The following is a 12,057-nucleotide window of genomic DNA, read 5'->3' on the forward strand; positions in this document are numbered from 1 at the left end:
CGCGTCGGTCAGCCAGAAAAGGTTGCTCATCTCCACCCCCGTCAGTTCGGGAGCTTGAATCACGCAGGCCGGACAGCCTCAAGTATATCAATGGGTCCTGACCCTAGGCTGAACGGCAGAAGAGGGCCGGGCACGTTGCTGCTCCTTCAAGGGGTTACCCCTCGCTGCGGTGTGCCCGAAGGTGGCTGATTGATTCGAAGCTACCCTTCATTCATTGCGTATTTCCAGGGTATCCCCTCTGGACCAACCCAGTCCCTCACCCTGCACTCCGGAAGCCAGTCCGCTCTGGTCGCTTGCTTCACGTCCCTCTCGTTCCCGATGGTGCCACGATGGACAAGCTGCCGTCATGCCTGACCAGGAGCGTTGGCGATCATGCTTTCCTGTCTGCTTGTCTCCATGCTGGCCTCCCCTGATGGTTTTACCGCGGAAGGGGCGGCGATGCTGGTTTCGGCTACCCTTGGCCCAGGAGAACCGCTACCCCCACTCTGTCCACGGTAAATCGACTCCTGAACCGTGGGAAGAGCGACGGGATGCTGGCAAGCGAGTTCGACGGCTTCGTCACCGGCGTGCTGCTGTGCCCGGAGATGATCCTGCCCAGCGAGTGGCTGCCCCGCGTCTGGGGCGACCCGGAGCTGGCGGTGTTCGAGAGCGACGCGGCCGCACAGCGGACGGTGGCGGCGGTGATGGCGCACTACAACCGCGTGACGCGCGGCCTCGCCCGCAACCGCCCGGTCTGCGAGCCGCTGTTCGACGAGAACACGACCACCGGCGAGGTGCTGTGGGAGATGTGGGTCTCCGGCTTCGAGGAGGCGATGCGGCTGCGGCCCGACTCGTGGATGGCCACGGTGGAGTCAGGCGATCCGGACGTCGAGCACGCTCTGCCGCTGATGCTGGCGCTGCACGCGATCCAGGCGGGCGAGAGCGAGAGGCCGGAGGCCTCCATCGACGAGCTGAGCGAGCAGGCGCCCGACCTGATCCCGACGCTGGTGCTGACGCTGAACGGCTGGGTGAAGGCGCAGCGTGGTGCGACCGGCGCGGCCAACCTGCCCGCCGTGCGAAGGTCGGCCGCAATGATCCGTGCCCGTGCGGGTCAGGGCGCAAGTTCAAGAAGTGCTGCGGGCAGGAGACGGTTCACTGACGGGGCGTTCGGTGGTCGACATGGTTCATGTCAGAAAACTGGCACGCTTTCGAACATGAGCTGGCCGGCAGACTAATGTTGAGCCTAATCGCCCATCGCATGGCCATCCGTTTCTGCTGGCTGCTCTATGTTCAGATCGTAGTGCGGCAGCGCATCGATCAGTCGCAACTTGGCGGCGGTTGTGACGTCGCCATAGTCATCGGCGGCAGTTTTCCCGGAGTGCCCCTGGATGGCGTCAAGAACCCGGTCCGACATGCCGAGTTCTCGTCCTTGCGTCTTGAAGCGATGCCTCCAGCCATGACTGGGCTGCACCCCCTGCGGGATAAGGCCCTGATCCTGCAGCCATTGCGACAGACGCCCGCTCGAAAGCCGTGCGTTTTTCAAGGATGTGCCGGGTGTCGTGCCGCGATGGAACAAGGGGCCGGCGTCGGCCCTCGTGACGAAGTCGATGAAGCCGAGTTCGATGACCTGACGATGCAGCGGGACATCCCGATAGTCTCCGCTCTTCACCGAGCCTGCCTCAGGGGTAATGCGCAAGATCCAGCGTCCGGCCTCCTCGCGGACATCTTGCTTGCGTAACTGCGTGAGTTCGGTGACCCTGGCGCCGGTGAAGGCGCACAGCAAAGGCACCCATCGTTTCGTGGCGGTGATGTGAGCACTTTCGCGATTGGACGGATTGCTGTTTTCGACGGGCTTGTAGGTCAGCGATGCTGTGAGGATGCGCAGCGCCTCGGGTGTCGTGAAGCCTTTCTCGCGCGACTTGACCTTCTTTGGCGCACGCTGCCTGACCTTTTCCATCGGATTGGTCGGAAGTCGGAGATCCGTAACCGCCCAGGTAAGCACGGCCCGGACCGCCGCGAGATATTTGTCGGCGACCGTTTTCGGAGACAGCCCTTCGGCGAGCAAAAAGTCGCGCCAGCGCAGCAGATCGGATTGAGTGATCCGGTGGGCGTCGTCATGCCCGAGAAACCTGATCAAGGAGTCGATGGGTGGTTTCCAGGCTTTCCCGCCGTCGAGGTGATTGCCGATCGTCTGAGCGTGGCTGATGTAATCACGAAACAGGCCCTGCATCGAAACGCTCTTCGCCTTGGTCGGTGGGCGAACAAGCGGGTCGGTGGGCGTGCCGCCGAATACGCCATTGTCCCGTTCGATCGAGTGTTCCAATGCCTGTATCTGCGCGCGCATGATTCCTTCCGCCAGATCCTGCCATTCCGGCGAACCATGTTCGACGGCGAGATGGTTCATGCGGACGAACTGCGTCACGCTGTCATCGACAAGACGCGTCTCTCCGGTCGCGAAACCTTGTCGCAGGGCAGCCAGCTTACGGGCGCGCAGATTTGCATCATGCATGCGGGCTGCGGCCTTCAGCTCGAAGTCAGTGTAGAGGTTGAACACGCTTGCAGGGGAATTGACGTCGACCTCGCCCTCGGCCAAGCGTGCGAATACCTTCTCGCGCTCCTCTTCGATGTCTCGGGGCGTGGGCAGGGCCGCTCGTCTTGTGGCGTATTCGTCCCGCGCGGAGGTGTAGGTCTGCCAGACCGCCTTCTCGACATCCGCGTCGGTCAACGTCCTGAGAGGGGCATCCGCTGCCACTTTGCCAGCAGCCGGGTTGGTGGCGGTGCCAACCTTGCCGACAGCAGCCGCGTCGGCCACATCGCGCCGTGCGCTGTCAATCCGTGCCTGCAAGCGGGCGACCGCAGCCGCATGGTTCCTGTCGGCGATGCGCAGGTCACCACCCAGCTGCTCGGTTAGCTGCGTCTTGCCATCGAAGCAGGGTTGCAGGTCCTTCGGGATCGCGATCCGCGCCCAGAAGCGACCATTCTTCTCCTTCCAGTGACGCCGCTTCGCCGCCATCACAAAACCCGTTTCTGGCACCTGTTCTGGCACCAGAAACGGCACCAAGCCCTTGTGTGCAAGGGTTTTCTTTATGATCAAGGGGTTGGAATGGTGCTGTGAGAGAGGATTGAACTCTCGACCTCTCCCTTACCAAGGGAGTGCTCTGCCACTGAGCTACCACAGCCTTTGTCCTCCAGATGGCTGGCCCGGGTGTCGCGCCGGATCAAGCGGGCTCTGGAATGCCCTTGCGGTTCAGCACCCTTTGCCCCTGGATCCGACCCATTAGGCGGGGGCGGCCATCCGCCGGGCTGTTGCGGCGCTGATGTGGGCGGCTGATTAGACGCATTCGCCCCGCGACGCAAGCGCTATCTGGACGCATTTTCGCCCCTGCGCTAGAGAGGGTGGCATGACTGGAAAAACCCCGAGACCCGGCCATGACAAGGCTGCCGCCGCGCGTGAAGAACGGCTGAAGCAGGCGCTCAGGGCGAACCTCGCCCGGCGCAAGGCGCAGGCCAAGGCGCGCGGGGCCGACAAGGCCGAAGGGCAGAAAGAGCAGGGCTGATGGACCAGATACTGATCCGGGGGGGCGGGGCGCTTCGGGGCGAGATCGCGATCGCAGGGGCCAAGAATGCCTGTCTTGCGCTGATGCCCGCAACGCTGCTGACGGACGCGCCGCTGACGCTGACCAACACGCCGCGGCTGTCGGATATCCGCACGATGACGGTGCTGCTGCAATCGCTGGGGGCCGAGGTTTCGGCGCTGCACCGGGGCAAGGTGCTGGCGCTGTCCTCGCATGATCTGACCGGCACGCGGGCGGATTACGACATCGTGCGCAAGATGCGCGCCTCGATCCTGGTTCTGGGGCCGCTGCTGGCGCGCTGCGGGCATGCAGAGGTGTCGCTGCCCGGCGGCTGTGCCATCGGTGCGCGGCCGGTCGATCTGCATCTGAAGGCGTTCGAGGCGATGGGCGCCGAGCTTGAGTTGCGCGATGGCTATGTGCATGCGCGCGCGCCGGGCGGGCTGAAGGGCGCGGTGATCGCGTTCCCGCAGGTGTCTGTCGGGGCGACCGAAAACGCGCTGATGGCGGCCACGCTGGCCCGCGGCACCACCGAGATCCGCAATGCCGCGCGCGAGCCCGAGATCGTGGACCTTGCCCGCTGCCTGCGCGCGATGGGCGCGCGGATCGAGGGCGAGGGGACTGGCACGATCACCATCGAGGGGGTCGACAGCCTGGGCGGGGCCACACATGCGGTCGTGCCCGACCGGATCGAGCTGGGCACCTACATGCTGGCGCCTGCGATCACCGGCGGCGAGGTCACCTGTCTGGGCGGGCGGCTGGATCTGGTGCGCGCCTTTGCCGACAAGCTGGAGGAGGCGGGCGTCACCTGCGAGCAGACGGCGCAGGGCATCCGTGTCAGCCGCCGCAATGGCGCCGTCAACGCCGTCGATGTGCGTACCGAACCCTTTCCGGGCTTTCCGACCGATCTTCAGGCGCAGATGATGGCGCTCTTGTGCACGGCGTCGGGCGAAAGCCGGCTGGAGGAGACGATCTTCGAAAACCGCTTCATGCATGCGCCCGAACTGATCCGGATGGGCGCGCGGATCGAGGTGCATGGCGGCACCGCGACCGTCTGCGGGGTCGAGCGGCTGAAGGGGGCGCCGGTGATGGCGACCGATCTGCGCGCCTCGGTCTCGCTGATCCTCGCGGCGCTGGCAGCCGAGGGCGAGACGCTGGTCAGCCGGGTCTATCACCTGGATCGCGGCTACGAGAAGGTCGAGCAGAAGCTGGGCGCCTGCGGGGCGCATATCGAGCGGGTCAGCGGCCGATGAGCGGGCATGGCAGCGACGCGCGCTTTGCCGACGGGGCGGAACGGCCGCTGCGGCTCTTGGCCGTGACGCCCGAGGATTTGCAGGTGATCTCGGCGCTGGTGCAGGATGCGGTGCTGCCCGCGACCGAAATGCGCTGGGACCGGCGCGGGCGGCGGCTGGCGATGCTGCTGAACCGCTTTCGCTGGGAAGGCCGCGAGGCCGCCGAACGCCGCGGCCGCCCCTATGAACGGGTGCAATCCGTGCTCAGCATCGAGGATGTGCTGAGCGTGTCCAGCCAGGGCGTCGAGCGGACCGATCCCGACCTGGTGCTGTCGCTGCTGTCGCTGGGATTCGAACCCGGCGCGGACGGGACCGGCCGGGTGGTGCTGACGCTGGCGGGCGACGGCGCCGTGGCGGTCGAGGTCGAATGCCTCGAAGTATCGCTGAACGACGTCACCCGCCCCTATGAGGCGCCTTCGGGCAAGGCACCCGAGCATCCCTGACGCCCCCGTGCGCCGCTGCCTGCCCCGCCTGCACTGACGGGGCGCAACGCAACGGTGCGGCACGCAGCCCTGTTGGGTGTTCCCCCGGCGCCGGATTGCCGTTACACACGGGCGCGTGAGGCAGATGAGGGACGACATGCCGGTATTCCTCGACAGCACGTCTACCAGTTTCGAGACCGAGTTCGCGGCACTTCTGAGCGCCAAGCGCGAGGATTGCCCCGATGTGGATGCCGTCGTCTCGGAAATCATCGCCGATGTGCGCGCGCTGGGCGATGCGGCGGTCATCGAGCTGACCGCGCGTTTCGACCGGCTGGCGCTGAGCCCCGAGACGCTGGCCTTTTCGCCAGCCGAGATCGAGGCCGAATGCGCCCGCGTTCCGGCCGCCGAGCGTGACGCGCTGGAACTGGCCGCCGAACGCATCCGCGCCTATCACGTCCGCCAGATGCCGCAGGACATGCAGTGGACCGATCCCGAGGGCGCGATGCTGGGCTGGCGCTGGACGCCGGTTTCGGCCGCGGGGCTTTATGTGCCGGGGGGGCTGGCCTCCTATCCCTCGTCGGTGCTGATGAACGCGATTCCGGCCCATGTCGCGGGGGTCGAACGGCTGGTGATCTGTGCACCGACGCCGGATGGCAAGGTCAATCCGCTGGTGCTGCTGGCGGCGCGGCTGTCGGGGGTGGATACCGTCTACCGGATCGGCGGCGCGCAGGCGATCGCGGCGATGGCCTACGGGACACGGACGATCCGGCCGGTCGACAAGATCACCGGCCCGGGCAATGCCTATGTGGCGGCAGCCAAGCGGCGGGTCTTCGGCAAGGTGGGCATCGACATGATCGCGGGGCCGTCCGAGATCCTGGTGATCGCCGATGCCGACAACGATCCCGACTGGGTCGCGCTAGACCTGCTGTCGCAGGCCGAACATGACGAAAGCGCGCAGTCGATCCTGATCACCGACGATGCGGCGTTCGGCCGGGCGGTGGCTGCGGCGGTGGACAGGCGGCTGGAAACGCTGGAGCGCCGCGCCATCGCCGGTGCAAGCTGGCGCGATTTCGGCGCGGTCATCACCGTGCGCGACCTGTCCGAGGCGGCCGAGCTGTCCAATCGGGTCGCGCCCGAGCATCTGGAACTGTGCGTGGCCGATGCCGACGCATTGGCGGCAAAGATCACCCATGCCGGTGCGATCTTCCTGGGCCCCTGGACGCCCGAGGCGATCGGCGATTATGTCGGCGGGCCGAACCACGTTCTGCCGACTGCGCGCTCGGCCCGGTTCTCGTCCGGGCTGTCGGTTCTGGATTTCATGAAACGAACAACCATCGCCCGTATGACGCCCGCCGCGCTCAAGGCGATAGGCCCCGCCGCCGAGACGCTTGCCATTTCGGAAAGCCTTGAGGCGCATGGGCTTTCCGTCCGCGCCCGGCTTGACCGACTGAACGAGGACCGGCCATGACCCCAGCCCGTCTGATCCATGTTGAACTGGACGATTCGAACCTTCCGCCGCCGACGCCCGAGATCGAGCAGGAACGCAAGGTCGCGCTGTTCGACCTGATGGAGGACAATTCCTTCGCGCTGCCCGGGCGCGAGGACCGGCCCGCGCCGGACGGCCCCTACCGGCTGGTGCTGTCGATCCGCGAGAAGCGGCTGGTCTTCGACGTGCGCACCGAAACCGGCGATCCGGCGGCCGAGTTCCACCTGTCGCTGTCGCCCTTCCGGCAGGCGGTCAAGGATTACTGGCAGATCTGCGAAAGCTATTTCGAGGCGGTCAAGCGCCTGCCCCCCAGCCAGATCGAGGCCATCGACATGGCCCGGCGCGGCATCCACAACGAAGGCGCGCGCATCCTTCAGGAACGGCTGGACGGCAAGGCCGAGCTGGACATCGACACCGCCCGGCGGCTGTTCACCCTGGTCTGCGTCCTGCATTTCGGGGGCTGACTTGAGCGGGCCGCTTCCCTCGTCGGTCCTGTTCTGCTGCGATCACAACTCGGTCCGTTCGCCGATGGCCGAGGGGATCATGCGCAAGTTCTACGGCAGCGAGACCTTCGTCCAGTCCGTCGGCGTGCGCAACGACCGCGAGGTGGACGGGTTTTCCGTGGCGGTCTGCGACGAGATCGGGGTCGAGATCGACCGCCACCAGACCCGCTCCTTCGACGAGATGGAGGATTGGGGCGACGATCTGTCGGGATTCGACCTGATCATCGCGATGAGCCCTGCCAGCCTGCGGCGCGCGCAGGAACTGACGCGCTATTACCATCTTGACGTCGAATACTGGCCGGTGCTGGACCCCACCGGCCTGGGTGAAACGCGCGAGGCGAAGCTTGCCGCCTATCGCCAGACCCGCGACCAGATCGTCGAGCGGCTGACCAGCCGCTTCGGCCCGCCAACACAAGGGAGAGAGACGTGAACCAGGACGTGATCGAACGCTATTTCGCCGCCTTCAACGCGGGCGATACCCAGGGAATGCTGGCCGAACTGGCCGAGGATATCGAGCATCATGTCAACGAGGGCGTGATCCGCCGCGGCAAGCCCGCCTTTGCCGAGTTCTGCGCCCACATGTCCCGCTGCTATCGCGAGAGGCTGACCGACATGGTGATCTTCGAAACCCGGGACGGCACGCGGGCGGCTGCCGAATATGTCGTGAACGGCACCTATCTGGAAACCGATGCCGGCCTGCCCGAGGCGCGGGGCCAGACCTATGTTCTGCCCGCCGGGTCGTTCTTCACGCTCAAGGACGGCAAGATCGCGCGCGTGACCACGTACTACAACCTTGCCGACTGGCTGAGGCAGGTGAAATGAGCCTGGACTTCCGGGTGCTGACAGGGCCGGAGGTCGAGGCTGCGCTTGACGATCTGGCCGCGCTGCGCATCCGGGTGTTTCGCGACTGGCCCTATCTCTATGATGGCGATCCGGCCTATGAGCGGCGCTATCTGGCCAGCTATCGCGACAATCCGCGCGCGATCCTTGTGGTGGTCTTTGACGGCGGCCGGATCGTCGGGGCCTCGACCGGCACACCGCTGGAGGATCATGCCGACGATTTCGCCGCCGCCTTTGCGGGCACGGGACATGATCTGGCCGACATCTTCTATTGCGCCGAAAGCGTGCTCTTGCCCGACTATCGCGGGCAAGGCGCGGGGCATGCCTTTTTCGCCGCGCGCGAGGATCATGGCCGCAGGCTGGGCCGCCGCTTCTGCACCTTTTGCAGCGTTCTGCGCCCGGCCGATCACCCGCTGAAGCCCGCCGCCTACCGCCCGCTGGATGCGTTCTGGAAAAAGCGCGGCTATCAGCGGCTTGAGGGCGTCGTGGCGCAGTTCGAGTGGAAGGATATCGACCAGCCCGGCGCCACAAGCCACGACCTGCAATTCTGGATCAAGCCGCTATGAAACTTGCCGCCGCCGCCTGGCCGCTCGACTGGCACGAAAGCTGGGCCAGCTACGAGGACAAGCTGTCGCATTGGGTGGCCGAGGCCGCGGGCCAGGGCGCGGACCTGCTGGTCTTCCCCGAATATGGCGCGATGGAACTGGCCTCGCTTGCCGGGGCGGAGGCGGCGGGGGATCTGGAGCGCTCGTTGCGCGCCGTCGCGGATCGGGTCGAGGCCGCGGATGCGCTGCATGCAAGGCTGGCGATCTCGCATGGCGTGCATATCCTGGCGGCAAGCGCGCCGGTCTGGCGCGGCGCGCGTCCGGTGAACCGCGCGCGGTTCTTCGGCCCGCAGGGGCAGGTCGGCCATCAGGACAAGCAGATCATGACCCGCTTCGAACGCGAGACCTGGGATGTCCATCCCGGCGGCCCGCTGACGCTGTTCGACACCGCGCTGGGCCGGATCGGCATCCTGATCTGCTATGATTCCGAGTTTCCCCTGCTCGCGCGCGCCCTTGTCGCGGCGGGGGCCGAGATCCTGCTGGTGCCGTCCTGCACGGATGCGCTGGCGGGATACTGGCGGGTGCGGGTGGGCGCCATGGCGCGCGCGCTCGAAGGGCAATGCGTTGTCGTCCATGCCCCCACCGTCGGCCCCGCCGCCTGGTGCCCGGCTGTCGATGAAAATGTCGGCGCTGCAGCGGTTTACGGCCCGCCCGACCTAGGGTTCCCCGCGACCGGGGTTCTGGCCGAAGGCGCGCTGAACACGCCCGGCTGGATCTATGCCCGGATCGACCGCGACGCCATCGCCCGGGTCCGCGCCGAGGGGGCGGTTCTGAACGCCGCGCACTGGCCCGAACAGGATGCCCGCATGGCACCTGTCGTTTCCGTCCCCTTCAACGCATTTACGGCTTGAAATATGAACGGATCGGGCGCATCTACTTGGCGCCCGCGAAAAGCCGGGTAACCTTTGATGGAGTGTTCATGGCCAAGGAAGAAATGCTCGAATTTCCCGGCGTCGTGAAGGAACTCCTGCCGAATGCGACATTCCGGGTCGAGCTTGAGAACGGCCATGAGATCATCGCGCATACGGCAGGCAAGATGCGCAAGAACCGCATCCGCGTTCTGGCCGGCGACCGCGTTCAGGTCGAGATGACCCCCTATGATCTGACCAAGGGTCGGATCAACTATCGCTTCAAGTAGCTTGCGGCTGATCCTCGGGTCCGCAAGCCCGCGCCGCAGGGAACTGCTGGCGCAGATCGGGGTCGTGCCCGACGAGGTGCGCCCCGCCGATATCGACGAGACCCCGGGCCGGGGCGAGTTGCCCCGCCCCTATTGCGCGCGCATGGCCATCGAAAAGGCCCGCGCCGTCGCGGCGGCGCCGGATGAACTGGTGCTCTGCGCCGATACCACCGTTGCGCTTGGCCGCCGCATCCTTGGCAAGCCGGAAACCGCGGGCGAGGCGGCGGAATTCCTGCTGGCCCTGTCGGGCCGCCGTCACCGGGTCATCACCGCTGTTGCGCTGCGTCTGGGAGACCGCATCTGGGAGCGCGACGTGGTGAGTGCGGTCCGGTTCAAGCGGCTGTCGGATACCGAGATCAACGCCTATCTCGCCTCGGGCGAATGGCAGGGCAAGGCGGGCGGCTACGGCATCCAGGGCATGGCCGGGGCCTTCGTGCCGTGGATCAACGGCTCGTTCTCGGCCGTTGTGGGGCTGCCGCTGGCCGAGACCGCGGCGCTGCTGGCGGGGGCGGGCTATCCGCTGCATGGAGGGCAGGCATGAAGGGGCGCAGCGTCATCCTGGACGAGATCGCGGGCCGCAAGGCTGCCGCGCTGATGGTCGACGGGCGGCTGGACGATCTGTTCATCGACCCGCCCGGCGACAGCCCCGCGCCGGGCGCGATCCTGCGTGCCGTGGTCGATCGGCAGGTCAAGGGGCAGGGCGGGGTGTTCCTGCGGCTGCCGGGCGGATCGGCCTTTCTGCGTCAGGCCAAAGGCTTGAGCCCCGGTCAGGGGCTATTGGTGCAGGTCACGGGCCATGCCGAACCGGGCAAGGCCGTGCCCGTCACGCCCCGCCTTCTGTTCAAGAGCCGCTATGCCATCGTCACCCCCGATGCGCCCGGCTTCAACGTCTCGCGCACGATCCGCGACGAGGACGAGCGTGACCGGCTGCTGGAGATTGTCTATGACGCGATGGCGGGGGCGGCCGATCAGTTGGGCGTGATCCTGCGCTCGGCCTGTGCCGGTGTTGCCGATGCGGCCATCGCCGAGGATATCGCGATCATGCGCGGTCTGGCCCAGGACATTCTGGCCGAACCCGTAGATGGCGCACCCGAGCTTCTGCTCGATGCGCCCGACGCCCATACCCGCGCCTGGCGCGACTGGGCCGATCCCGACCCCGACGAGGTGATCGACCGCCCCGGCAGCTTTGCCGAAACCGGCGTTCTGGACGCGCTGGCCGCGCTTTCCGGCCCCGAGCGGTTGCCGGGCGGCGGCGCGATCTTCGTCGAGCCGACCCGCGCGCTGGTGGCCGTGGACGTGAATACCGGCCCCGACACCTCGCCCGCCGCCGGGCTCAAGGCGAATATCGCCGCCGCCCGCGCCCTGCCGCGCCTGTTGCGGCTCAGGGGGCTTGCGGGCCAGATCGTGATCGACTTCGCGCCGATGGCCAAGAAGGATCGCGCCGCGCTGGAACAGGTGCTGACCGCCGCCTTCCGCGCCGATCCGGTGGAAACCACGCTGATCGGCTGGACCCCGCTCGGCCATGCCGAACTGACGCGCAAGCGCGAACGCCTGCCGCTTTCCGAGGCGCTTGCCCCATGATCTGCCCGATCTGCAAGAAACCGGCCGCCCCCGCCTATCGCCCGTTCTGTTCGCGCCGCTGCGCCGATGTCGATCTGGGCAAGTGGCTGGCGGGCAGCTACGCGGTTCCCGCCGACAGCCCCAACGACCTTGACGAGGCCGCGCGCGCCCTGTCCGAACTTCCCCCGAAACCGCACTGATTTTCTGCCCGAACCCTCTGGACAGCCCCCTCTCGCCCGTCTAGAAACGCGCCACCCGAAGCGACACAGCTTCACCCGTGCCCGGGTAGCTCAGGGGTAGAGCAGTGGATTGAAAATCCTCGTGTCGGTGGTTCGATTCCGCCCCCGGGCACCACTTAACAATATGAAATGTTTGTAGCGCGGCGCCAGCTTTTGCACAGATTGGCCGCAGCTTCTGCACGGAAATTTTCGCCGGGCGTCAGGAATATCGCACCGACTGGCTGTAGCGCGGCCTGACGCTTGATCCGCGTTTCAGGTATAGGGGGGTCTTACCTTTTGCACGGACGCCGGAAAGGGAAAATAGAACCCAAGGCATTGGGGACAAAGGAAAACACCGCCCAGAGGTGACGGCGCGCGTCTGCAAGTGAGCATGCAAAACGGG

At 66.5% G+C, this 12,057-nt stretch carries 15 protein-coding genes, 2 tRNA genes and 1 pseudogene; 16 read left to right on the plus strand and 2 right to left on the minus strand.

Annotated elements, in window-relative coordinates:
- Nucleotides 1–506: 506 nt before the first annotated feature.
- Both GH815_RS19315 and GH815_RS18065 read left to right on the plus strand, forming a co-directional pair.
- Nucleotides 507–995: pseudogene (locus tag GH815_RS19315) on the plus strand (UPF0149 family protein); the annotation flags it as partial.
- Nucleotides 996–1,003: 8 nt separating this feature from the next.
- Nucleotides 1,004–1,138 (plus strand): SEC-C metal-binding domain-containing protein, encoded by a 135-nt coding sequence (locus tag GH815_RS18065; protein ID WP_211365126.1) that lies wholly within the window; start codon nt 1,004–1,006, stop codon nt 1,136–1,138.
- A gap of 84 nt (nt 1,139–1,222) precedes the next feature.
- Here GH815_RS18065 and GH815_RS18070 read toward each other — a convergent pair whose 3' ends face one another.
- Nucleotides 1,223–3,073, minus strand: coding sequence for a tyrosine-type recombinase/integrase (locus GH815_RS18070; RefSeq protein WP_170290392.1), 1,851 nt, complete (start codon nt 3,071–3,073; stop codon nt 1,223–1,225).
- 10 nt (nt 3,074–3,083) lie between these two features.
- Nucleotides 3,084–3,158, minus strand: a tRNA-Thr gene (locus tag GH815_RS18075).
- Nucleotides 3,159–3,380: 222 nt separating this feature from the next.
- On the opposite strand from GH815_RS18075, the gene GH815_RS18935 reads away from it, so the two are divergent.
- From GH815_RS18935 to GH815_RS18140, 14 genes are all read left to right on the plus strand, one after another.
- The gene (locus GH815_RS18935) at nt 3,381–3,536 is read left to right on the plus strand and encodes a hypothetical protein (protein WP_165899203.1); all 156 of its coding nucleotides are present in this window, start codon (nt 3,381–3,383) and stop codon (nt 3,534–3,536) included.
- A complete protein-coding gene (murA, locus tag GH815_RS18080) occupies nt 3,536–4,804 on the plus strand; it encodes a UDP-N-acetylglucosamine 1-carboxyvinyltransferase (protein WP_153750134.1) in 1,269 nt (422 codons plus the stop codon). The genes GH815_RS18935 and murA overlap by 1 nt, the downstream gene beginning before the upstream one ends.
- On the plus strand, nt 4,801–5,286 hold the full coding sequence (locus GH815_RS18085) for a DUF2948 family protein (protein ID WP_153750135.1): 486 nt from the start codon (nt 4,801–4,803) through the stop codon (nt 5,284–5,286). The genes murA and GH815_RS18085 overlap by 4 nt, the downstream gene beginning before the upstream one ends.
- Nucleotides 5,287–5,422: 136 nt before the next feature.
- Nucleotides 5,423–6,733, plus strand: a complete 1,311-nt coding sequence (gene hisD / locus GH815_RS18090; protein ID WP_153750143.1) for a histidinol dehydrogenase — start codon at nt 5,423–5,425, stop codon at nt 6,731–6,733.
- A complete protein-coding gene (locus tag GH815_RS18095) occupies nt 6,730–7,215 on the plus strand; it encodes a UPF0262 family protein (protein WP_153750136.1) in 486 nt (161 codons plus the stop codon). The genes hisD and GH815_RS18095 overlap by 4 nt, the downstream gene beginning before the upstream one ends.
- A gap of 1 nt (nt 7,216) precedes the next feature.
- Nucleotides 7,217–7,684, plus strand: a complete 468-nt coding sequence (locus GH815_RS18100; protein ID WP_153750137.1) for an arsenate-mycothiol transferase ArsC — start codon at nt 7,217–7,219, stop codon at nt 7,682–7,684.
- Nucleotides 7,681–8,076, plus strand: a complete 396-nt coding sequence (locus GH815_RS18105) for a ketosteroid isomerase-related protein (protein WP_343030961.1) — start codon at nt 7,681–7,683, stop codon at nt 8,074–8,076. The genes GH815_RS18100 and GH815_RS18105 overlap by 4 nt, the downstream gene beginning before the upstream one ends.
- Nucleotides 8,073–8,660 carry a GNAT family N-acetyltransferase gene (locus tag GH815_RS18110; protein ID WP_153750138.1) on the plus strand — a complete coding sequence of 196 codons (588 nt, stop codon included), beginning with the start codon at nt 8,073–8,075 and terminating at the stop codon, nt 8,658–8,660. The genes GH815_RS18105 and GH815_RS18110 overlap by 4 nt, the downstream gene beginning before the upstream one ends.
- On the plus strand, nt 8,657–9,550 hold the full coding sequence (locus GH815_RS18115) for a carbon-nitrogen hydrolase family protein (RefSeq protein WP_153750139.1): 894 nt from the start codon (nt 8,657–8,659) through the stop codon (nt 9,548–9,550). Before GH815_RS18110 ends, GH815_RS18115 begins: the two co-directional genes overlap by 4 nt.
- Before the next feature lie 68 nt (nt 9,551–9,618).
- A complete protein-coding gene (infA, locus tag GH815_RS18120) occupies nt 9,619–9,837 on the plus strand; it encodes a translation initiation factor IF-1 (RefSeq protein ID WP_037209844.1) in 219 nt (72 codons plus the stop codon).
- Between the two features lies 1 nt (nt 9,838).
- Entirely contained in the window at nt 9,839–10,417 is a 579-nt protein-coding gene (locus GH815_RS18125; RefSeq protein ID WP_153750140.1) for a Maf family protein, read from the plus strand.
- Entirely contained in the window at nt 10,414–11,457 is a 1,044-nt protein-coding gene (locus GH815_RS18130; RefSeq protein WP_153750141.1) for a ribonuclease E/G, read from the plus strand. Before GH815_RS18125 ends, GH815_RS18130 begins: the two co-directional genes overlap by 4 nt.
- A complete protein-coding gene (locus tag GH815_RS18135) occupies nt 11,454–11,636 on the plus strand; it encodes a DNA gyrase inhibitor YacG (protein WP_153750142.1) in 183 nt (60 codons plus the stop codon). The genes GH815_RS18130 and GH815_RS18135 overlap by 4 nt, the downstream gene beginning before the upstream one ends.
- A 79-nt stretch (nt 11,637–11,715) precedes the next feature.
- Nucleotides 11,716–11,790: transfer RNA gene (locus GH815_RS18140), tRNA-Phe, on the plus strand.
- Nucleotides 11,791–12,057 lie beyond the last annotated feature (267 nt).

It is taken from the genome of Rhodovulum strictum, assembly GCF_009649175.1.
In the GTDB taxonomy this organism is placed as follows: Bacteria; Pseudomonadota; Alphaproteobacteria; order Rhodobacterales; family Rhodobacteraceae; genus Rhodovulum; species Rhodovulum strictum.